Origin of the sequence: Methanocella paludicola SANAE, assembly GCF_000011005.1 — an archaeon.
Classification (GTDB): domain Archaea; phylum Halobacteriota; class Methanocellia; order Methanocellales; family Methanocellaceae; genus Methanocella; species Methanocella paludicola.
This window is the reverse complement of sequence record NC_013665.1, coordinates 2,254,763-2,274,683: the sequence shown is the minus strand read 5'-3', so window position 1 is coordinate 2,274,683 and position 19,921 is coordinate 2,254,763. Positions and strand designations below refer to the sequence as shown.

Genomic DNA, 19,921 nt, shown 5'->3' with positions numbered 1-19,921 from the left:
ACTTATTTTATTTATCCGCAGGCACCGGCTCAGGCGCCTCTTTTTTCTCCGGCGGCTGAAGCCTGGCCCTGCGAGAGGCGGACTTACGATAATAGGTAAGCGGGTGGCTCACGTAATCGCATAGCTTATCCCTGCCAAAGCAATTACCATAGGTCGTCATGGTCTTACAGGAGGGCGATGTATACTCGGTGCCCCCGCCGCCGGTGATGTGCTCGACCTGGTAGCGGGTCAGGTCCTCCCTGAAGTCGGGAGCCATGCGGTAAAGCTCCATGATCTTATCCTTATCGTAGCCGATGTTCGCTAAAAAAGACGTGAGGGCGAAACGGGCCGTATGGGGCAGGTTCACGCCCTTCTGTAGTTCGGAGAGCAGGTACTTCATGCACGGGGGGAATGCGTCACGGCTGACGTCGCCTCCCAGGCTGATGTTCATCTTGCTCTTGAGCCTATTCAGCTCGATCAAGATCTCATCGCCGTATGGCTTCAGCGGAGCCGCAAGGGGCGCCGGCACGGGGGAGACCGAGGATTGTATCTTCTCGCGGACGGCCTCTTCGATGAGCCGGGCGTACTGGTCCCGCTGGACGTACACCATGCCGCCGATGATCTTCTGGCTTATCAGCTTCCAGTCTGGCGAGCGGAGTGGCGCGGAGTATCGGAGGTAGTCCGTAAAATATAAAACAAGCTCCCTGCCCTCGGCCCTGGCGGGAAGGCCGAAATCCCTGCCTACGGCGAGCAGCGCATCGTCCTTTTCGCTTGAGAGGAACGCGTATGCGCGTTTCGATTCCCAGACAGCGTAGCGCCGCAGCAGGTACGTATCGCCCGATATGGAGACGAGCATACGGGCCACCGGGTACGATAGCAGCTCTTCCTCGGGCCTTAAGGACATGTCGTCCCCGGCAACCGGGGCTCCCAGCGATTCGAGCACGCGCTTTTTACCCCTCGTACGGACGATACCATACGCCGGACGAGACACGATATCCTCAATGGAGTAGCCCTGCTCCTTCACGTAGGCGAGGGCTTCCTGAATGAAGGGGTATTTAGCGAATGTGACTACGTCCATGGTCCCATCAACGGAGTTATGGCAATAGGGCTTAATATGCTTTCCCCGGCATGAAGATATCGAAAGAAAAGCCCCAGCAAGGGCAAAAAATGCTATAATAAACGATAAAAACCGCTATTTCCGTTATTCTGCGTTTTTTAAGGGTCATTTTAATTTGTATAGGCGTAAATGGGATTCTAGGTATCAGAAACTGCTATACAGGAGGATGGAAATGGTAGAAAAAGGAAACATCAGCGTCAGGGAGGCGGGCAGAAAAGGCGGCCTGGCCACCTCCAAATCTCACGGGCACGAGTTCTACGAGGCCATCGGCCACAAGGGCGGCTCGAAAGGCGGGCAGCGGGTGCGTGAGCTCATCGAGCGCGGTAAGGAGTCTGAGTCGGGGCGGCGCCGCTACTAGCCGGACCTCATTGCGGGGCTCCTTCGGGGCCCTGGCGCCATTTTTTAATTCGATTAAGCCACGCTAAAGCTCATTAAGAATGCACTAAACGTATTCAGCCTCAAAGTTACACAAAGCAGGCCTGAAGCAACACGAAGTTATTATTAATTTTTAGATATCTTCGAGTCGCTTAGAGCCGGCTTCGAGTCGCTTCGTGGCTGAAATCGTCTTCGTGCCTTCTTATCAGGCTTAGTGCGCCCTGGCTATCGCATAATAAAATAGAAAATGGGTTAGTTTTATTCAGATTCAATCCGGGGCGCCAGCAGGTACGTAACGGTACCGTTGCCGCCGGCGATGTTGAACGTGAAATTAACGGGATAGTCCGTGCCCAGGTCGATGCTGACCTTCTCGGCCTTGCCCAGGGACTTCGCCAGATCATTTAAATAATCCAGCGAGAACAGCGAGCGCACGTTGCCGGTGGACTGGATAGAGATGAGGCTCGACTCCGGGATATCCAGGCGGACCTTGTCCAGGTCGCCCTCGGCCTCGACGTAGAACGTCTTATCGACGACGCCCAGCGCCATGTGGTCGGATACCTTCTCGGCGGCCTTGACGGCACGCTTGAGCTCGGCGCCGTTCAGCACGATCTTCGCGGGAAGTTCCAGCTTCGGCACCTTGGGCTCCTTCCGGATAGAGGTCGGGTCCAGTAACGACAGGGTATATGCCAGGCCGCCGGTGCGGATCTCCAGCTTACGGGTCTCTTCGTTCAGATTCAGCTCGATCTTATCGTCCTTCGAGGTCATGCCCAGGATGTCGTTCATCCTGGTCAGGTCTACGCCGATCTCGCCGTCCGTGGCGTTATACGACTCGAAGGCGCCAGCCTTCAGGTCGAACGATACCATGGCGACGTTCGCCGGGTCTACGGCCCTGGCGGAGATGCCGTCCTTGGTGATGTGGAACTTGGCCTCGTCGACCAGCGTGGATACGGCCTCGATGGCGTCCTTCAGGACCTCTGCGTTGATTACCGCCTTGAACATATACCGTCTCCTTGAATGATTTCTATATTTTTTACTTATCCCTTTATTTATAGTTATACTTGCGCTTGAGGCTCAATTGTATTCTCGCCAGGTCTTACCGCACTGGGTACAGCGGAAAAAGCGCACTTCGCTCTCATCGGCGCTCCTGAGCTGCCTCATCCACCAGTACGCCTTCTGGTTGCCGCAGTCGGGACACTTCTGGTCCTCGGTGGTCGGAAGCCCGGCCGCCTCCTTATCCTCCAGGATGGTCATCTCGCGCAGGGGCTTTTCGGGGCCTCCGACGATGACCGCCTCCTTCGAGGCCTTCTTCTCGAAGCCGCACTTGCGGCACTTGAGGATGCCTGAGTTGGGGATCATGATGCTTTTACATTTGGGACAAAATTCCATTTTGATCACTTTTCCATAACGGGTCTCAGCCTGGAAATGCTTTGACTAAAATATGGCCGCGAGGATTTAAGTGTGTGCTCATTGGCTTAAGATTTTCGGCGTTTCCGGCCCTCTGATAAAAAAAGTTAAACGGTCGCGATGTTCACATCAGCGGCCGTCCAGTAGCATATAAATATCCTTCACGTTGCCCGGGTCCACCGCTGACAGGCTAATGTAACAGAACGGACAGTACGTAATGATGGTGCCGGATACGTTCGCAGTTTTCCTCGCTTTGGCCTCCGCCATCTGGCGGTCATGCATCCTGAGCCCTGCGCCGGCGCCGCAGCAGTCACCCGATGCGTTCCTGGACGCGCCCGGGACAAGCTTACGGACGACTTCGCCCTTCTCCTTCGCGTGGCAGGAGTACTGCACTCTGTACTCGCCGATGTCTGACGACTGGCCCTTTATCATGTCGGCGGCCAGAACGATCTCGGGCTCGAACCCTTCGAAGCCTTTATAATATTTATTCAGGGCGCTATAGCAGCCGGGACAGATAGCGATGATGCGCTTCGTGCCCGCTTCCCTGAATTTTTCTACGTTCTTCCTCACGGCTTCCATGCCCGATACCTTATCGCCGAGGTTGAACAGTATGTTCCCGCAGCAAGTCTCGCCATCCAGGATGCCGTATTTAACGCCTTCACGGTCGAGCACGCGCTTCGCCGCCTCGTGGATCTCAGGCGTCTTATACCTGGGCGTACATCCCCTGAACAGCACGGTCTCCATGCGTCCCTGAGCCTCTCCTGCCGGCGATGCAGCGATGCCATAGGGATTACCATATTTACTGATACTGTCACGCACCATCGCGACGTGGGGCGCAATGTTATCCTTGCCTATCGCCTTATTCCTCGCGTCCCTGTTCATCCCGGCCATCCCGCAGTGGTTACATAGCGTGCACCTGTAGAGACCATCGAGGTCATTCGGGCTCAAGGCCACAGGCAGGCTGGCCTTTACATAATAATAGATCGATGCCGGCGGAAAGCAGTCCGCCCGGCCATTTTGCGCTTCGGTATTCATTTACATTACTCCTGTAAGTTTAATCGTATTTCTTGATCGAGTGCAGCATAAGTTCCATTGAGTGCTCGACGTAGTCGCGGTGGCTGTGGCCTTTGAGCAGGAGGAGCCTCTTGTGGCCCGGCGAGACTTCCAGCGCCGTCGACAGCGACTCCATGAAGTAGACGGCGGTCATCAGGGTGTCGAAATCGCTCCTCAACGTGCCGTCCTTCTTGCCCGCGTCGATGGCACGGCACATGAGCTTCAGGTTCCCGCCGGTCGCTTCCCGGATCTTTTTCATGTAGGGGCTGTCTTGGCCAGCGCTGCCGACGTACGAGAGGTTCATCATGAGCCGGTACTGGTCCGGGTACTTCAGGTAAAAGTCGTAGAAGGCACGGCCTGTCGCGTACGCCTTCTCGAGGCCCGTGATGCCTTTTTCCACGTACTCCTCCATCATGGCGCAGACAATTCCGACGCTACGGTACGCGACCGCCAGGTAGAGTTCCTCCTTATTGGCGAAGTACCTGTAGATCGCCGGCTTGGATAGCTCGACGGCCGCCGCGATGTCGTCCATGGACGTGCCTTCGAAGCCCTTCTTGATGAAGAGCTTCTCGGCCGCGTCAAGGATACTTGTCTCCCGCTGTTCCTTTTCCCGCTTTCTCCTGTCCTGTATGGGCATATATACCACGGTCCTGTGCTGCTTTGTTACTACTGGTATAACTGTTACTACAAGTAACTTAGTTACCAATAGTAATACATTATATATAAAGGCTTCGTATGAACATCGCTCTGAAAAAATTCAGGGCATGAACAGCCCTTCATCCTTGAAGATGTGGCGGGCGGTGTTCCTGGCCCATGCGACGGAGCCGACATCGGCCACTTTGTGGGCGTCGCTGCCGATCGTATACTTCACGCCCCTGTCTTTGCACTTTTGGAGAAAATCCCATGATGGGAGCGCATGCTTCGAGTTGAGCTCGATGGCCACATCGTGCGTCGCCATAAGCTCCACCAGATCGTCGTCGTATTGCGCGATGGGGGCGAACCGGCCTGATATCCAGGCATGATGGGCCAGCACGTCCACTTTGGGGTCAGTAACGGCCCTCAGGACGGCCCGGTAGTACACCTCCTCGGAAGGCGCCCCATGGAACGACGCCAGGACGATGTCCAGCCCTTCCCGGCTCTCCAGTAATACCTCTCCAGTGGGCAGTATCTCCGCCTCGATACCGGCCAGAATCTTTACACGATAGTTCGGCTGAAGCCTTTCGGCTTCCTTTTTCGTCTCCAGGGCCTGCTGCTCGGTGATGCCGCTCCCGTGGCCGGGGCCATGGTCGGTAATCGCAATAAGATCGAGCCCTTTCGATTCGGCGGCTTCCACCATGTTATGCAGGCTATCCCTGCCGTCCGACTTAGAGGTGTGAAGGTGCATGTCGACTTTCATAGCCTATCGCGCTGTCTCATATGCGTGTACAAGTAGACGATCCTCTGGAGCGCCGAGAAATTCGTCATGACGGCGACGATGACGACCGCCCAGTAAAGCTGGTCGAAGAGCGAGAGCACGATGAGCGTGATGGCGGTCTCGGGCCGGCCGAATATGCCAATGCCCTCCAGCGGGTCCTTTATCTTGCCGTCCTCCTTCTTATCGAACCCGATCTCGGCGTAGGTGACCGGCTTAATGAACGTGTTAATCATCGAGCCGAAGACGGCGATGGCGACGATACGCATGTCGGCCAGCCCTCCGAGGCCGATGCCAATGAGCACCAGGCAGTCGACGTACTTGTCGATGATCCAGTCGATGGCGGCGCCGAACGTGGAGGCTTTATCGTTAATGCGGGCCACGCCGCCGTCGATGAAGTCGAAGAGGCCCGACAGGAGGAGAAAGGCAGCCGCCAGCCAGGCATGCTGGAGCCCGTAGAGGGCCGCCGATGCGATGCCGAACAGTAACGAGATAAGGGTGAGCTGATTCGGGGTGAGCCCCATTTTTGCGAACACGCGGGCCACGGGGTCGATATAATGGATGAGCCGGTCCCGGTACTTCGTTATGTTCACCATGGTATTTTTAACAAATAGCTCTCCCCACATATAAGTTTGTCCTGAGACACAATTTAAATACTAACGGGCCATAAATTTCGAGATATATGGACTCGAAAAAGCGAGGCTTCTACATCGGCCGCTTCCAGCCATTCCACCTGGGCCACCGAAAAGTGATCACCGAGATAGCGAAGCAGGTGGACGAGCTGGTCATCGGCATCGGCAGCGCCCAGCAGAGCCATACGCCGGAGAACCCGTTCACGGCCGGCGAGCGGATCATGATGATCTCGAGGAGCCTCGAAGACCTGGACCTTTATTATTACGTCATCCCCATCAGCGACATTTACCGGAATGCCATCTGGGTGGCTCATGTCCGCTCCATGACCCCGCCGTTCACGGATGTCTATTCTAACAACCCCCTTGTCTCGAGGCTATTCCACGAGGCGGGCTATGAAGTCCAGTATTCGCCCATGTACAACCGCCAGGAGTACTCTGGCACGGAGATCCGGCGGCGTATGCTGGCGGGGGAGGACTGGGAGAAGCTCGTGCCCGCAGAAGTAGTCGACGTCATCCACGAGATCAAGGGCGTCGAGCGGCTCAAGGCCGTCGCCGTGAAGGGCGACATCGAGGACGTTATTGCCGAGAGGCCCTGAGCGTCTGGCTTTTCTGTAATCTCGTTTATTTGGGGGCCGGAAGGCCTACATGCTGATCGGAAAAGGCGTGAAGCATAATACGGTGAGAGCGAACCCGATGACGCCGAGCACCGCCCTGGGCAGGCCGATTCTCGTGGTATCCTCCAGCGGCTTCGGGTGCTCGCTGCCGCTCATCAGCCAGGTCAGCAGGCCCCAGAATATCCACATCTGCCCCTGCGCGCCCATGATGAACGTAGTATATAAGCCGAAAGCGACGATGGCCAGCGGGATTATCCTCGAAAGCCGGTCGGACCAGGGGCCCAGGATGGCCCGGGCCACGTGGCCACCGTCGAGCTGGCCGACGGGTATCATGTTCAGCATGGTCACCAGCATGCCCACCCATCCGGCGAAAGCGATGGGGTTGATGCTCTCGAGCGTTACTCCGGGGCGGACCAGCCCGGCCAGCAGGTCGAACAGGATCGGCGTCTGGAGCTGGAAATACGAGGCGTCGCCAGGCTCCGCCGTGATCGTCGGAGCGGGAAGCATCAGGCCGATGATGGTTATAATTATGGCCACTACGAGCCCTACGAGGGGGCCGGAAATGCCCACGTCGAACAGCGCCTTCCGGCTCGGCACGGGCCCCTTTTGCCGGATGATGGCGCCCATCGTGCCGATGGGCGGTATCGGGAAGGGGATAAAATACGGCAGCGTGGCGTCGATGCCGTTCTTCTTGGAGATGAAATAATGGCCCAGCTCGTGAGAGCCGAGTACCGCCATGATGGCGATCGCGAAGGGCAGGCCTTTATATATCGACAGCGGGTCGCTGAAAACGTCCACTCCGTATAGTATAGCGCCGGTGAACGTCGTCGTCGCCACCGTCGCCAGGGCCAGGGCCACGTTGACCCATATGTTCTCCGCCTTAGAGTTTTTTACGACGAGGACAGTCTCGCCTAGCCTCCGCTCCAGTACCGCCTCTTTTTTTCTCTTCGAGAAATGCTGGTACAGGGTGGCGTATATCGTGTTGGGGTCGGCGAGCGGCTCACCATACAGGATGTCGATGCCGCCCTCCTCCCGGGCTTCATAGTATAGGAAAACTTTCGATATCGCTTCCAGGTCGGCGGGCTCTAGCATGGCAGCTCTACCGTTCCCGTTGTGCCGTCGACCGTGACCGTCATTCCATCCCTGATGATTTCTACAGGATCTTTATCCAGCGCGTCGACCATGGGTATGTCCGATATGATGGCTCCCACGGCCACGATCGGCTCCGAGCGTATGTTTATGATCGCTGCGGGGGCGACGCCGTTCTTCTTTAACTGGTAAATGACGTAGGAGCCGACCGTCGAGCCCTTGCCGCCCGGGAATACGAGTACCGTGCCCTTCACGTTCCTGCCGTAGAGCGCATGGCCCTTCTCGATGACGTTCCCGGTCTTCGGGTCGACGCCGCCTAAAAATGAGATGGCGTCCTTCGAGACGAGCGCCGGTCCGGCCGCTTTTCCCCTCGATACTGTTCGCCCTTTGAGGATCACCGGCATGCCTCCTCGATGCATTCCGCGGTCGTCGCTATGACGGCGTCCACGCCGCACATGGACGGAGTGTACTTCAGCGCCTTCCCTGAGTTGACCATCATTTTTTTGAAATGGTTGGCGGCGGGCGAAACGACCATGCACGTATCGTACAGGACCTTGATGCCGTGGCGCTGTAATCCGTCGATGAGCGCCCGGTTTTTCTCGCCGAGCGAGCGGCCCGTGCACACCCATACTTCCTTTTTGACGTTGCGGCCTTTTAGCGCCTTTAGTATTTCCTGCAGCTCTTCAACGGAGGCATGCGGGCAGCCGAGCGCTATCAGGTCCGGCTCCTCGTGCTTCGCCATCAGCGCCTTCACGGCGCTTACGTCCACGTCGATGCGGTTCTTCGGCAGGAAATAGCGCGTCGGCACCTGCCAGCCTTCTTCGAGGTCTTTCTTATCTACGTCGATGCGGTCGTGCGGCAGGATGTACTGCTCCGGCGTCACGTTCAGCACGTGGAACAGCGCCACGGCGCCGGACGATGCCAGCGCGGCCCCCAGGTGCTTGAGCTCGTCCTCAGTGGGCGTGCTCTTTAATGAAAAGATAGGTATGCCGTCGCCCACTTTCGGGCCGACGACGTAGCCCAGGGCGCCGTACTCGGCGCCCCTCAAGGGCTCTTTTACTTTTATTGTGACCGTAGGATAGCGGTTCTCGCGAATATGCAGGCCATAGTTCGCCGTCTTGCCGACCAGGGCAGCGGCCAGCGCTGAAGGCCCTCCCTCGCGATTGGTCCGGGCACCGAGGACCGAGTTAGCGTAACAAACGGCCGACGACTCCGACCAGGCCAGATGGTCCCCGAACTTCGGGCGCTCCAGGTAATAAGGCGTACACGTACACTCGGCCCTAATGCCAAGCCTCTCATACGCCTTGATAATCTGCTCCTGCTTATCGGCGAACTGCTTATCGATGTGCATCCCCTGCCATGCATCGCGGTCCATGCCCATGGGGTTCAGAATGGCCGGTATAACGGCCTTTCCTTGAAGGTCGCTTATCCACTCGAGGCCTGCATCGCCGATAGTCTTGTAGGAGACGCCCGCGATCTGGGCGCTCTTCACCGGTATGAGCTTATCGGCACCGTAGATGTCGCCGAGCGCCACCAGTATCTCCATCATCTTCTGCAGGGTCGGGCCCCGCCCGCCGTTAAAGACGGCCTCTTCCTCTTTCGTCAGGTGCATAGCGATCAGACGTATGTTATGGTTATTCCTAGAAAGTGGGGGCGATTATAAATCTTTTGTTCTTATTATGAGCATGGACATTTGCCGCATACCGAATATACGAAAAGTTTTATATTGAACTACAAACACATAACATCAGAATTTCACGTTTACAGGAGGATCAAAAATGGCACAACAAGCTGCACAGACAGGACCAGTCTATATTATGAAGGACGGCAGCCAGTCCACCAACGGCCGCGACGCCCAGTACTACAACATCATGGCGGCGATGGCGGTGGCGGGAGCCGTCGTCTCGACGCTCGGACCGAAAGGCATGGACAAGATGCTTGTCGATTCGACCGGCGATATCGTTGTTACCAATGACGGCGTGACCATTTTACGGAAGATGGATATCGAGCACCCGGCCGCGAAGATGATCGTCGAGGTCGCCAAGACCCAGGACGCCCAGGTCGGGGACGGCACCACCACGGCCGTCGTGCTCGCGGGCGAGCTACTGAAGCAGGCCGGCGTATTGCTGGAGAGGAACGTCCACCCGGCCGTCATCGTCAAGGGATACGGCATGGCCGCCCGGAAGGCGCTGGAGCTCGTCGACGGCATGGCGATCAAAGTTACGGAAAAGGACAGGGCGACGCTCCTCAAGATCGCCGATACGTCCATCACCGGCAAGGACTGCGAGAATGCAAAGGAATTCTTATCGGACCTGGTCGTGAAAGCGTCCGGATACATGCTGGAGAAGGACTCCCTGGGCAATTACGAGGTGGAGAAGAAGAACCTCGTGCTCGAGAAGAAGACCGGCAGCGACGTGACCGAGTCCAGGATCATCGAGGGCGTCCTCATCGACAAGGGCGTCGTCAACTTCCGCATGCCCAAAAAGCTGGACAACGCGAAGGTGCTGGCCATGGAGTACGGCTTCGACCAGAAGGACACGAAGTTCGACGCCGAATACAAGGTGAAGTCGAACGTCGGCTTCCAGGCGTTCCGCGACGAGGAGGACCGCCAGGTCAGGGAGCAGGTGGAGAAGATCGCGAAGCTCGGCGTGACCGCCGTGTTCACTACCCAGGCCATCAACGACCTCGCACAGCACTACATGGCGAAGTACGGCATCATGGGCGTCCGCAGGCTCAAGAGGTCCGACGTGGACCGCGTGGCCAAGGCGAGCGGCGGCGAGATCGTCATGAACATCGACGATATCTCCCCCGAGGACATCGGCACCGTGGGCCACATCGAAGAGATCCAGGTCGGCGACGATAAGATGCTATCGCTCACTAAATGCAAGGACAAGCGGGTCGTTTCAGTAATCTTAAGGGCCCCGACCACCCACATCCTCGACGAGTACGAGCGCGGCATCGATGACGCGCTCCACGCAGTGCAGAACTCCATCAAGGACGGCAAAGTCGTCCCCGGAGGCGCGGCCGTCGAGACGGAGCTCAGCCTGAGGCTGAAGCAGTATGCGGCCACCGTCAAGGGCAAGGAGCAGCTCTCCATCAATGCGTTCGCCGAGGCGCTCGAGATCATACCGAAGGCGCTGGCCATGAACGCGGGCCTGAACTCCATCGACGCCATGATCGAGCTCAAGAAGAAGCACGGCGACAAGGGCGGAAAGAATTTCGGCCTGAACGTCTACACGGGCAAGTCCGTGGACATGGTCAAGGCTGGCGTCGTAGAGCCCCTTCGCATCAAGACCCAGGCCATCCAGAGCGCCGTCGAGGCCGTCCAGATGATCATGAGGATCGACGACGTGCTCGCGGCCACCCAGGTCAGGCCTCCCGCGCAGGGCGGCGCGCCCGGCGGATACGGGATGTAAAGACAAAATCACCGGGCCTAATGGGCCCGCCCATTTTTATTTGGCCTATTATTCAAGCGTTCGCAACTAAACAAAAACCTATATTAACAATAACGAAATAATATAAGAGGTCTATACAGGAGCTATAAAATGGTCAACAAGCTAAAGGTCGTCTTTCCCGTCATCGCGATCGTCCTGGTGATGCTTCTTAGCGGCTGCGCCACCCAGAAGCCCGTAGAGGAAATGACGCCCGGAGAGGTCGTGACCCAGTTCTGGACGGACATCAGCGAAGGCAATTACGAGCACGCCTACGAGCTCTCTTTCCACGCCAACCAGAATATGTCGAAGAACATCTGGATAGACGAGCATAAGTCAAAGTGGGGCGAGAACGGCTCGTATATCAAGATCTATTCGTTCAACGTTACCGATATCGATCCTGTAGACAGCAGCCAGTTCGAGGGTAACTTCACCGAGGCCCGCATCGTGAGCACGAACGCCACTATCGCCTACATGGGCCACAATGAGACGGGCCAGCTTCGCATGGTGCTGGTCAACACGACGAACGGCTGGAAGATCTTCGGCAACTACTGAAGACAATTATTATCCTATTCTCCATATTTTAAATTTACAGTTGTGTAGCATTTTCGTTTATTTTGCCCTTAAGGCACCAAGCTGACGGAGGCACTATTCTCACCACAATGGCACGGAGTTCACGAAGGCTCACTAAGACTTTTTTTAAAATGTAAGGGACAGAGGTCACAAAGAACGGTTCATTGGCGTCAGGGCACAAAGGATACAATGGCACAATGGAATGAACATGCGAACACTTTTTGCCATCGTGTCATTGTCCCCTTTGTGCCTCTTTACACAAAAAGCCTGCTCTGTGGCCTTGGCGACTCACATTTAAAAGAAAGCTTTGTGAAACTCGGTGCGCTTCGTGCCATTGTGGTGAAAATAGTGCCACTGTAAGCTTAGTGCCTTAAAAAATCAGGCTGTTTAGCATATGACAATTAATACAATTGTATCTAGAATAAAAATAATTTTAATACCCTAATTCATCCAGTATGGCATCCACGTTCAGTAAAAAATCGTTGAGCCGGTCTATGGAGACGAAGATACACCCGTTCTCGACCATCAGGTTATCGTCAAGCCACGAGACGATGAGCGGGACGGACCGGACGCCGATCTTTTCCTCGTACGCGCAGGTACGCTCATAGTGAAGCTTCGCCTGCTCCTTTAAAGAAGAGGACCTGGGCCTGCTCCGGCCGTATTTCTTGCCGTCGATGCACAGGCACAGGTCTTTACGCAACGCTACGGCGTCGATCTGGTAGCCTCTCTCGGGAGTCTTGAAGACCTTACGGAACTGCACCTCGAAGTCGTGGTGCTCCAGCAGGTCTCGTATGTACTCCTCGAACTCCTGCCAGGTCAGCTCGTCCAGGTCGTCGGTCTTGCGTACCATCGGCCGTAGGGTCGCGCTCAGAGTATATCTAGCTTCTCGGCGAAAGCCACGTCCGGGTAGCGGCGGTCCTCGTGCATCTCCTTGTCGTTGAGCACCTGGCGCTCCAGGGTCGACATGGCCAGGTGGAACGCGCCGTCCGCGCCCCAGCCCTCGCCGCGGGCGTTGTAGTAGTGCCTGTCCGTCTTGAGGCGCACTCTGCAAAGCACCAGCGGAATGCCCCGGAAGGTCTCCTTGTGCTGTTTGAAGTACACGTTCAGGGTACCCCTGCCGAGGAATTTCTCGGATTTTTTGATGAAGCCCTTGATGGACGTCGCCACGTATTCCTGGTCGAAGTCCACGAGGCTGCCGTTCGTGAGCTGCAGCGTGAAGTTAGGGTTGCTGACCTGCTTCTTTTCCATGGCGGCCAGTGCGAGGAGCACGTCCGTGCGCGTCAATACGCCCTTTACGGCCTTGCCCTCGACAACGACCAGGCCCTGAATATCCCGGTCCAGCATGAGTTCAATGGATTCCTTTATGGTGGAATCCGGCCTGACGGTCACGACGCTCTCTGTCATGATGTCCTTTACCTTGATGTTCCGCATCGGGGAGTTGTCCGCGCCGACGCTGTCCTTGCCCGCGCCGATCTTCTTCGGCATGATGAGCTCGAGCAGGTCGTGCATGGTCACGATGCCGACCAGGCGGCCCTTCGACAGGACGGGTAGACGGGAGATGCCCTCTTCCCGGAAGATATTAACGAGCTTTCCCACGTGGTCGCTCGCTTCCACGGAGACGACGTCCTCGCTCATGATGCCCGAGACCGGCTTCAGGCCGAACTCGATCTTCGAGGACTCCCTCAGGAGGTTCTCGTTAGTGACGACACCTATGACCTTCTTATCGAATACCGGCAGCTGCTTTAGCTGGTTCTCCACCATGAGCCGCGCGGCCTCACAAATAGTCGTATGCGGGGTAATCTTCGGCGTCTTTCTCACGAGCCCGCTGATGCCGGTCTTTAAGTCGTGGATGGACCTTACGATGGACTTCTCGGTCACCATGCCGGCGTATTCCTTTCCGTCGAATACGAGCACAGCGGGGTTGTTGGTGTTCTTGAATAAAGGCAGGACTTCCTGAAGCTTCGCCTTTATGTCTACACGTTCGAAGTTGTCCGTAGTAATTTCTGAAACGTACATGTGTGTTACCCCTTTATTTTCGTACCTTGCGGGTACTATTTATCATACGTTACGATGGGTGATAATCATTTCGGAATCGGCATATAGCGGAAAGCTTTTTTAACATGAAGTGGATATATACTAATTTAGGATAAGCGCCATACCTGTTTTAAAGAAAATATATACGCAATCAGCGTACACTACATATCTGGTGGCTCAACTATGGCTAACGATAACCTTCCGGCGGTCGCCGATGCCGGCAAGCCGGCGTCCTCCGGCGAACTCGAAATGAACGAGTGGCTGCGTAAGCTAAAGGATAACCAGGACCGTCAGAGAGAGGAAAAGATCCGCAAGTTCAACGACATGGTCTCCAAGTTCATCGTCATCCTGGTGGCCGTGTGCATCGTGTGCTTCATCGCGATCGCCGCACTGGCCGTGGAGAACAACAACCTTTACCGTCAGAATGACCAGCTAAAGTCTGCTTTTGCCCAGAATGAGTCGGCCCTGAATACCCAGATCACGAAGCTGACCTCCGAGAACACGGACCTCCGGGAGTTCATCTTCAGCAACCGGTCGTTCAATGATGTCGAGTATACCGTGAACATGGACCCTGAATTGCCCAAGGTCAGCAAGATCACGTTCAACAATAACCGTGTTCACTTACTGTTCGTCGATGGGACCAGCAAGGACGTGTTCTTCATCGACAATAACCTGTACGTGAACAGCTAAAAAGAGGAGTATGCCAGCGAGCCACTGGCATTCTCATATTTCTTTCATCCTTTGCAGGTGCTCCACGGCCGCCTTCGTCGACATGCGGCCCCGGGGAGTTCGGTTGATGAACCCGATCTGGATCAGGTAGGGCTCGTAGACGTCCTCGATGGTCTCCACCTCTTCGCTCACCGTGACGGCGAGCGTCTCAGCGCCTACCGGCCCCCCGTCGAAGTCCTTCACGATCTTCTTCAGGATGCGCCGGTCCATGCCGTCCAGCCCTAAGTAGTCCACGTCAAGGCGGTTCAGCGAGTCGTTGACGATCTCCCTGTCGATGACCTTCTTGTTACCGACAGAAGCAAAGTCCCTTACTCTGCGCAGGAGACGGTTCGCGATACGCGGTGTCCCGCGGGAGCGCTTCGCGATCTCCATCGAGCCGTCCTCACTCAATTCCACGCCCAGGATACTCGCGGAGCGGTCGATGATGGTCTTCAGGTCCCGTGGCTCATAAAAGTCGAACCGCATGGACATGCCGAAACGGTCCCTTAGCGGGGAAGTCAGCAGGCCCGCCCGGGTCGTAGCCCCCACCAGGGTAAATTTTGGCAGCTCCAGCCTTATGGAGCGGGCGCTGGGGCCCTTGCCTATGATGATGTCGATCTCGTAGTCCTCCATGGCCGGGTACATGACCTCCTCGACCACGTGGCTCAGGCGGTGAATTTCATCGATAAAGATGACGTCGCCTTCCTTGATGTTGGTCAGGATGGCGGCCAGGTCCCCGGGGCGCTCGATCGCGGGGCCCGACGTGATACGGATGTTCGCTCCCATCTCGCGGGCGATGATGTGCGCCAGCGTCGTCTTGCCCAGGCCTGGAGGGCCGTATAACAATACGTGGTCCAGAGGCTCGTTCCTCTTCCGGGCGGCCTCGATGAACACTTTAAGGTTTTCCTTGATCTTCCGCTGCCCGATGAACTCGTCCAGCGACTTCGGGCGCAGTCCCTCGAAGGAGCCCGCACGCTCTTCCTCGGTCTCCTCCGCCGTCACTATCCTGTCTGCCCTTTCTTCTTTTTCGTTTTCAGATACGTTTATCATAGATACCTTAGCGATGTTTTTATCAGCTCTTCGACTTTCGACAGGCCCGGCGACGCATCCCTGGCCCTCGCGACCGCGGCCGACGCTGCCTGCCGGCTATAGCCCAGCGCCACCAGCGCGGACGTTGCGTCCTCCGATGTCATGTCCGCCCCGGGCTTCTTAGCGCGGTTCTCGATACTCATCTCGGCCACCTTATCCTTAAGCTCCAGAATAAGGCGCTGCGCCATCTTCTTCCCTACGCCGTTGACCCTCGTCAGCGCTTTCGCGTCCTCGACGACGATCGCCTCCGCCAGGTCCGAGGCGGTGATGCTCGACATGATGCCCAGCGCCACCTTGGGGCCGATGCCCGACACGGTCATCAGCAGCTTGAAGAACTCCCGGTCCTGCCAGGTCGTGAACCCGTACAGGGAAGTCCCGTCCTCCTCCCTGAAATAGGTGTGGATGAACACCTTGCACCTCTCTCCTTCCGCCGGGATGAGGTCGTACAAATGCGTGGGCACCCGCACGTCGTAGCCCACGCCGCCCACATCTATTACTATCCTCTCATGCCCTTTGTATTCCAGCCTTCCTTCAAGATGCGCGATCATTGTGATTTCCTGTCCAGATTTTTCATGATATCCATTGAGTTAGCGTGACAAATAGCTATGGCAAGGGCGTCGGCAGTGTCATCGGGCTTCGGGATCTCCTTGAGCCGAAGAAGTTCCTTGACCATGAACTGCACCTGCTGCTTGCTTGCCCTCCCGTAGCCGATCACCGCCTGCTTCACCTGCAGGGGCGTATATTCCTCGACTTTCACGCCATTATTCACGGCCGAAAGGATGATGACGCCCCTCGCCTGGGCGGCGATGATGGCGGTCTTGGCGTTCTTGTTGAAGAACAGCTCCTCGACGACCATTACCTCGGGCCTGTATTCCTGTACGATATTGACCATATCATCGTATAATATCTTTAGCCGGTCGGGGACCGGGGTGCCGCTCTCGGTAGAAATATGGCCGTATCTGCCCGCCTTGATCCTGACCCCTTCCTTTTCCACGATGCCGAACCCGGTGAGCGCTATGCCCGGGTCGATGCCCAGTATCCTCATCACTTACTCTCCATACGATAAGCAAGCTTTATCATCATACAGCCATATAAATTAGTCATTAGGTGCGTGAGCCCGCATATAAAAGCTTTCGTAGCGGGCTCTGAAAGTAACCGGGGGAGAGGTTTAGCATGCCACTATTCAGGTCGAGGCCGCAGACCAACACTATCGACGGCATTCTTGAGATCATCAGCATGGGCGCGTGCGACGACAAGGCGCTTGACCAGCTGGAGGGACTTGTCGCCAGGATGGGCGACGACGACGTAAAGAGCCTGGCGGACGCTCTCATGACCAACCTGGTCAAGTACCCGGACAACATCGCCGTGCTCACGGGCACGATCAAAGCGCTTGAGGTCCTGCCGTTCCTGCCCCAGGCCAAGAACGAATTTATAATCACGCTGCTGCTTTCCCTCATGAAGGCCCCGGTGAACAAGAAGGACTTGCTTCATCGCAAGGACCTGAAGGTCGAGGTCATCCGTTTCTTACTCTACTTCGTCAACCAGGACGACCACTATGCCACGCTCATGATGGCCGAGCTGATCGGCGCACTGGACGATACGCACGCCGGCATATCGACTAACGTCTTCCATGTACTCCAGAAGCTGGCCGTCGAGAAGCCCCAGTATTTCGAGCGCTACTCGGCCGCCCTGATCAAGCAATTAGGCAGCATCAACAAGTCTACCAGGGCCGAGTCGGCAAAGCTCATCGGCATCATCGCGACGTCTCACCCGGAGTACGTGACCAGGGCCATGCCGTTCCTGCAGTCGCTGGCATCTTTCTATCCGGATGCCCATGTCAAGCGTAATGCGAACGAGGCGTACCAGATCATCTGGCGTCACGTGAAGAAGGAGCAGGACGCCGAGGCCGCGAGAAATGCCGTTAACGTCGACAAGAACATCGCTGATGTCGTTAAGCTGCAGCCCGTTCAATCTCGCGCCACGGAGGCGCAGTTCACCGACGAGGAGCTAAAGGAGATCATCGAGCTCACCCGTAACGAGTTCAAGAACGATGCCGGGGCGATCCTGGACTCGCTGGGCGTAGGCCACCTTGCGGTCAAGGGCACGCCGAAGCCGGCGGCCCAGGAGCCGGTAAGGGCGAAGAAGCATGATGCCGCGCCCGCGGCGCCACGCCAGAGCATCGCCACTGCCATAAGGCGCGAGGCGAAGGAGCCTGCCAGGCCCCAGCCTAAATTGCCCCTCAGAGCTCAGCCTAAAGAAATATCAAAGCCCATGCCGCCCCGTGTTACGGGCCCGAAGTGCCCGAAATGCGGCGGCAACACCTGGGCGGCCGGGCAGCTATGCGACGGCTGCGCTGGCGCCGAGTTCGACCGTAAAGCCGTCCACAGCGACAACTAAAAATTTATTTTTGAATGACGTACACGCCCGACGGCAGTTCCTGCGCCTCTTCATCGGTGAGCTTCGTCACTTCGACGCCTTCTCCGATGACGGCGCTATTGCCCTGCGGGTCCTCGATGACGATGGTGAAGTCGGGCTTACCGTCCCTGGCTTCCTGCATGGTGCAAAGCAGGGCGTCAGCCTTATCGCGTTCCTCGTCGGTCTCCGACCATCGCCGGGCCATGCCCACCACGCCCTGGATGCGCTCGATGACGCCCTCGACGTTGGTAATGTATGCCTCGGAGGCCGGGCCGGGCTCGATATCGACGCCCCATTCGGGTATGCGAATAGTTCCGGAAGTAGAGCGGACGACCCGGGCCCAGAGGTCGCCTTCGCTGCATACGCGCTTGCAATGCCGCAGCGGCTCCTTCTGGCTCAGGATGATCGTGTCGGCGAACTTGAACCCGCAGCAACAGAAGATGCTGACCTCTAAGATATCGCCAAAATAAGGAATGTTGTCCTGGTTCGTGTGCATCTGGACGCAGCTGCCGCACACAGGACACTTGCTTGATGAGCTGTCTAAAGTAGATGAAGTAATTTCATGTCCCGGATCTATCATCGAGCTATGAGGCGCGTTACTTGCTAGTAAACTTTGTCCTGTCGATCTTGATAGACATCGGGGTCACGACGATCTGGTTGTCGTTGATCATGGCGATGTCGCCGCTGACGTCGAGCGCTACCTGCTTGAGGTCCTTCAGTGCCCTGTCCCTGGTAAGGCTGTCGCCCTTGATGGGCGTGATGTCCGCGATGATGATATTACCGTTGTAGATCTCCCTCTTGAGCTCGGGTATCTGGCCGAGACTGGAAAGCTCCCCGATCCGGACGTATGTCTCCGCGGGGCCGCTGCCCTGGGCTTCCTCGATCTCCTCGAGGTTGATCTCCGTATAATCATCCAATCCGTCTGCTGGCTTTGAGCCGAATAGTTTTCCAATAATGCCCTTGTTAGCCAATTTAAATCCCCGTAAATTGTAATGCAGCCACTGGTATAATTACTTTATCGTTTAAGGCCCGTATACTAGACTTCCATTTTCCAGATGCGGTCGCCTATGTAGTGGATAGATTTGACGGCTTTTCCGCGGTTCCCCATCATCGCGTCGGCGTTCACGAGCGCCCGGCCGATGGCCAGCGGCTTGCCGTGTACCTCGTCGCAGACGATGACCAGGTCGTTCTTGCGTATGCCCGTGTCGACGTTAACGATCCCGGGGCTCATGATGTCCGCGCCCTTGGCCACGAACTTCACGGCGCCCATGTCGACCACGACGCGCTTCTTCTTCGGCTTCAGCTTCAGCACGCCGCGTATCGTCGGGAAATATGTATCCTCGACCGCAAAGAGTAAAGGCTCCCCGTTGACCAGGATAAAGTCCTGTTCTTCGTCGGACTCGGCGATCTCGAGCTTTTTTCCGGTGAACTCCGCCTCGATCGATTCCCCAAAATTCGCCTTCAGGTATTCAAGGATATTTTTTACCGCATCCTCTCTTAAATGATGTCTGGCCTTTATTCTCAAAGGTCTTCCTCGCTTGGTATTTTCAAAAAGTTTGAGCTAAAGCTTTATATCATTTTCCATTATAATACTTTTGCTGCCAGTACTATACCTGAATAATCGTAAATAGAGCTTTGCAGGCCGTAATTTTTTAATATATGGAGAGCCTATTATATATTGGATACTTTAAAATCAACTTATTTATTTTCAAAACCGTAAAAAATAGTTCGACCTGCGCCACATTGGCCGGCGCTTCGGGCGGAACGGTCACAGATGGCCGGGCCCGAGAGCATGTTCTATATCCTCAGGATGGCATCTGAAATGGCCGGAGACATCCCCCATGTAATTGAAAAATTAAGGAAAGACGCCATCGGGCGGTGCACGGAGAGGATACTGCAGGCCTCGAAAAAACGGGACGCTAATGCCAGAAAGCCCGAGTACCGGGGCAGGGATTACGGCATAACGTCCGGGCTTAAACATCAACACGGGCTGTGAC

Annotated in this window: 25 protein-coding genes; 7 read left to right on the top strand and 18 right to left on the bottom strand. The window is 56.3% G+C overall.

Annotation, left to right across the window (positions count from 1 at the left end):
* Nucleotides 1–7 precede the first annotated feature (7 nt).
* Nucleotides 8–1,057, bottom strand: a complete 1,050-nt coding sequence (gene priL / locus MCP_RS11735; protein WP_012901065.1) for a DNA primase regulatory subunit PriL — start codon at nucleotides 1,055–1,057, stop codon at nucleotides 8–10.
* Between the two features lie 211 nt (nucleotides 1,058–1,268).
* On the opposite strand from priL, the gene MCP_RS11730 reads away from it, so the two are divergent.
* Entirely contained in the window at nucleotides 1,269–1,454 is a 186-nt protein-coding gene (locus MCP_RS11730) for a hypothetical protein (protein ID WP_012901064.1), read from the top strand.
* A 275-nt stretch (nucleotides 1,455–1,729) separates the two neighbouring features.
* Here the strand turns inward: MCP_RS11730 and pcn are convergent, their stop codons facing one another.
* The 6 genes from pcn to MCP_RS11700 all read right to left on the bottom strand — a co-directional run bounded on the left by pcn (nucleotide 1,730) and on the right by MCP_RS11700 (nucleotide 5,935).
* On the bottom strand, nucleotides 1,730–2,470 hold the full coding sequence (pcn, locus tag MCP_RS11725; protein ID WP_012901063.1) for a proliferating cell nuclear antigen (pcna): 741 nt from the start codon (nucleotides 2,468–2,470) through the stop codon (nucleotides 1,730–1,732).
* Between the two features lie 72 nt (nucleotides 2,471–2,542).
* The gene (locus tag MCP_RS11720) at nucleotides 2,543–2,827 is read right to left on the bottom strand and encodes a transcription factor S (RefSeq protein WP_012901062.1); all 285 of its coding nucleotides are present in this window, start codon (nucleotides 2,825–2,827) and stop codon (nucleotides 2,543–2,545) included.
* A 177-nt stretch (nucleotides 2,828–3,004) separates the two neighbouring features.
* Complete coding sequence (locus MCP_RS11715) at nucleotides 3,005–3,910, bottom strand: (Fe-S)-binding protein (RefSeq protein WP_012901061.1); 906 nt, start codon at nucleotides 3,908–3,910, stop codon at nucleotides 3,005–3,007.
* 19 nt (nucleotides 3,911–3,929) lie between these two features.
* Nucleotides 3,930–4,565 (bottom strand): TetR/AcrR family transcriptional regulator, encoded by a 636-nt coding sequence (locus tag MCP_RS11710; RefSeq protein WP_012901060.1) that lies wholly within the window; start codon nucleotides 4,563–4,565, stop codon nucleotides 3,930–3,932.
* Nucleotides 4,566–4,685: 120 nt separating this feature from the next.
* On the bottom strand, nucleotides 4,686–5,324 hold the full coding sequence (locus MCP_RS11705) for a PHP domain-containing protein (RefSeq protein ID WP_012901059.1): 639 nt from the start codon (nucleotides 5,322–5,324) through the stop codon (nucleotides 4,686–4,688).
* Complete coding sequence (locus MCP_RS11700) at nucleotides 5,321–5,935, bottom strand: CDP-alcohol phosphatidyltransferase family protein (RefSeq protein WP_012901058.1); 615 nt, start codon at nucleotides 5,933–5,935, stop codon at nucleotides 5,321–5,323. Before MCP_RS11700 ends, MCP_RS11705 begins: the two co-directional genes overlap by 4 nt.
* Before the next feature lie 86 nt (nucleotides 5,936–6,021).
* Here MCP_RS11700 and MCP_RS11695 point away from each other — a divergent pair, with 86 nt between their 5' ends.
* Nucleotides 6,022–6,567 (top strand): nicotinamide-nucleotide adenylyltransferase, encoded by a 546-nt coding sequence (locus MCP_RS11695; RefSeq protein WP_012901057.1) that lies wholly within the window; start codon nucleotides 6,022–6,024, stop codon nucleotides 6,565–6,567.
* 45 nt (nucleotides 6,568–6,612) lie between these two features.
* Here the strand turns inward: MCP_RS11695 and MCP_RS11690 are convergent, their stop codons facing one another.
* From MCP_RS11690 to MCP_RS11680, 3 genes are read right to left on the bottom strand one after another with little or no spacing between them, the layout of a single operon-like run.
* Nucleotides 6,613–7,677, bottom strand: a complete 1,065-nt coding sequence (locus MCP_RS11690) for a site-2 protease family protein (protein WP_012901056.1) — start codon at nucleotides 7,675–7,677, stop codon at nucleotides 6,613–6,615.
* Nucleotides 7,671–8,078, bottom strand: a complete 408-nt coding sequence (locus tag MCP_RS11685; RefSeq protein ID WP_128567195.1) for a DUF126 domain-containing protein — start codon at nucleotides 8,076–8,078, stop codon at nucleotides 7,671–7,673. The genes MCP_RS11690 and MCP_RS11685 overlap by 7 nt, the downstream gene beginning before the upstream one ends.
* Entirely contained in the window at nucleotides 8,069–9,286 is a 1,218-nt protein-coding gene (locus MCP_RS11680) for an aconitase X (protein ID WP_012901054.1), read from the bottom strand. The genes MCP_RS11685 and MCP_RS11680 overlap by 10 nt, the downstream gene beginning before the upstream one ends.
* Nucleotides 9,287–9,452: 166 nt before the next feature.
* On the opposite strand from MCP_RS11680, the gene thsA reads away from it, so the two are divergent.
* On the top strand, nucleotides 9,453–11,090 hold the full coding sequence (gene thsA / locus MCP_RS11675; RefSeq protein WP_012901053.1) for a thermosome subunit alpha: 1,638 nt from the start codon (nucleotides 9,453–9,455) through the stop codon (nucleotides 11,088–11,090).
* A gap of 129 nt (nucleotides 11,091–11,219) precedes the next feature.
* Entirely contained in the window at nucleotides 11,220–11,660 is a 441-nt protein-coding gene (locus MCP_RS11670; protein ID WP_012901052.1) for a DUF4878 domain-containing protein, read from the top strand.
* 451 nt (nucleotides 11,661–12,111) lie between these two features.
* Here the strand turns inward: MCP_RS11670 and MCP_RS11665 are convergent, their stop codons facing one another.
* Complete coding sequence (locus MCP_RS11665; protein WP_012901051.1) at nucleotides 12,112–12,528, bottom strand: restriction endonuclease; 417 nt, start codon at nucleotides 12,526–12,528, stop codon at nucleotides 12,112–12,114.
* A 17-nt stretch (nucleotides 12,529–12,545) separates the two neighbouring features.
* Nucleotides 12,546–13,694, bottom strand: a complete 1,149-nt coding sequence (locus tag MCP_RS11660) for a CBS domain-containing protein (protein WP_012901050.1) — start codon at nucleotides 13,692–13,694, stop codon at nucleotides 12,546–12,548.
* Between the two features lie 201 nt (nucleotides 13,695–13,895).
* Here MCP_RS11660 and MCP_RS11655 point away from each other — a divergent pair, with 201 nt between their 5' ends.
* Entirely contained in the window at nucleotides 13,896–14,402 is a 507-nt protein-coding gene (locus MCP_RS11655) for a hypothetical protein (RefSeq protein WP_012901049.1), read from the top strand.
* Between the two features lie 33 nt (nucleotides 14,403–14,435).
* Here the strand turns inward: MCP_RS11655 and ruvB are convergent, their stop codons facing one another.
* The 3 genes from ruvB to ruvC are packed head-to-tail and all read right to left on the bottom strand — an operon-like array spanning nucleotide 14,436 to nucleotide 16,554.
* On the bottom strand, nucleotides 14,436–15,470 hold the full coding sequence (ruvB, locus tag MCP_RS11650; protein ID WP_012901048.1) for a Holliday junction branch migration DNA helicase RuvB: 1,035 nt from the start codon (nucleotides 15,468–15,470) through the stop codon (nucleotides 14,436–14,438).
* A complete protein-coding gene (gene ruvA / locus MCP_RS11645) occupies nucleotides 15,467–16,057 on the bottom strand; it encodes a Holliday junction branch migration protein RuvA (protein ID WP_012901047.1) in 591 nt (196 codons plus the stop codon). Before ruvA ends, ruvB begins: the two co-directional genes overlap by 4 nt.
* Nucleotides 16,054–16,554 carry a crossover junction endodeoxyribonuclease RuvC gene (gene ruvC / locus MCP_RS11640; protein WP_012901046.1) on the bottom strand — a complete coding sequence of 167 codons (501 nt, stop codon included), beginning with the start codon at nucleotides 16,552–16,554 and terminating at the stop codon, nucleotides 16,054–16,056. The genes ruvA and ruvC overlap by 4 nt, the downstream gene beginning before the upstream one ends.
* Before the next feature lie 128 nt (nucleotides 16,555–16,682).
* Here ruvC and MCP_RS11635 point away from each other — a divergent pair, with 128 nt between their 5' ends.
* The gene (locus tag MCP_RS11635) at nucleotides 16,683–17,906 is read left to right on the top strand and encodes a hypothetical protein (protein WP_012901045.1); all 1,224 of its coding nucleotides are present in this window, start codon (nucleotides 16,683–16,685) and stop codon (nucleotides 17,904–17,906) included.
* A 4-nt stretch (nucleotides 17,907–17,910) separates the two neighbouring features.
* On the opposite strand, the gene MCP_RS11630 is transcribed toward MCP_RS11635, so the two are convergent.
* The 3 genes from MCP_RS11630 to MCP_RS11620 form a co-directional block, all read right to left on the bottom strand.
* Nucleotides 17,911–18,504 carry a ZPR1 zinc finger domain-containing protein gene (locus MCP_RS11630; protein WP_012901044.1) on the bottom strand — a complete coding sequence of 198 codons (594 nt, stop codon included), beginning with the start codon at nucleotides 18,502–18,504 and terminating at the stop codon, nucleotides 17,911–17,913.
* A gap of 16 nt (nucleotides 18,505–18,520) precedes the next feature.
* Entirely contained in the window at nucleotides 18,521–18,895 is a 375-nt protein-coding gene (gene sepF / locus MCP_RS11625; protein WP_012901043.1) for a cell division protein SepF, read from the bottom strand.
* A gap of 65 nt (nucleotides 18,896–18,960) precedes the next feature.
* Nucleotides 18,961–19,449 carry an RNA-binding protein gene (locus MCP_RS11620; RefSeq protein WP_012901042.1) on the bottom strand — a complete coding sequence of 163 codons (489 nt, stop codon included), beginning with the start codon at nucleotides 19,447–19,449 and terminating at the stop codon, nucleotides 18,961–18,963.
* A gap of 249 nt (nucleotides 19,450–19,698) precedes the next feature.
* Between MCP_RS11620 and MCP_RS11615 the strand changes: the two genes are divergently transcribed.
* On the top strand, nucleotides 19,699–19,920 hold the full coding sequence (locus MCP_RS11615; protein ID WP_012901041.1) for a hypothetical protein: 222 nt from the start codon (nucleotides 19,699–19,701) through the stop codon (nucleotides 19,918–19,920).
* Nucleotide 19,921 lies beyond the last annotated feature (1 nt).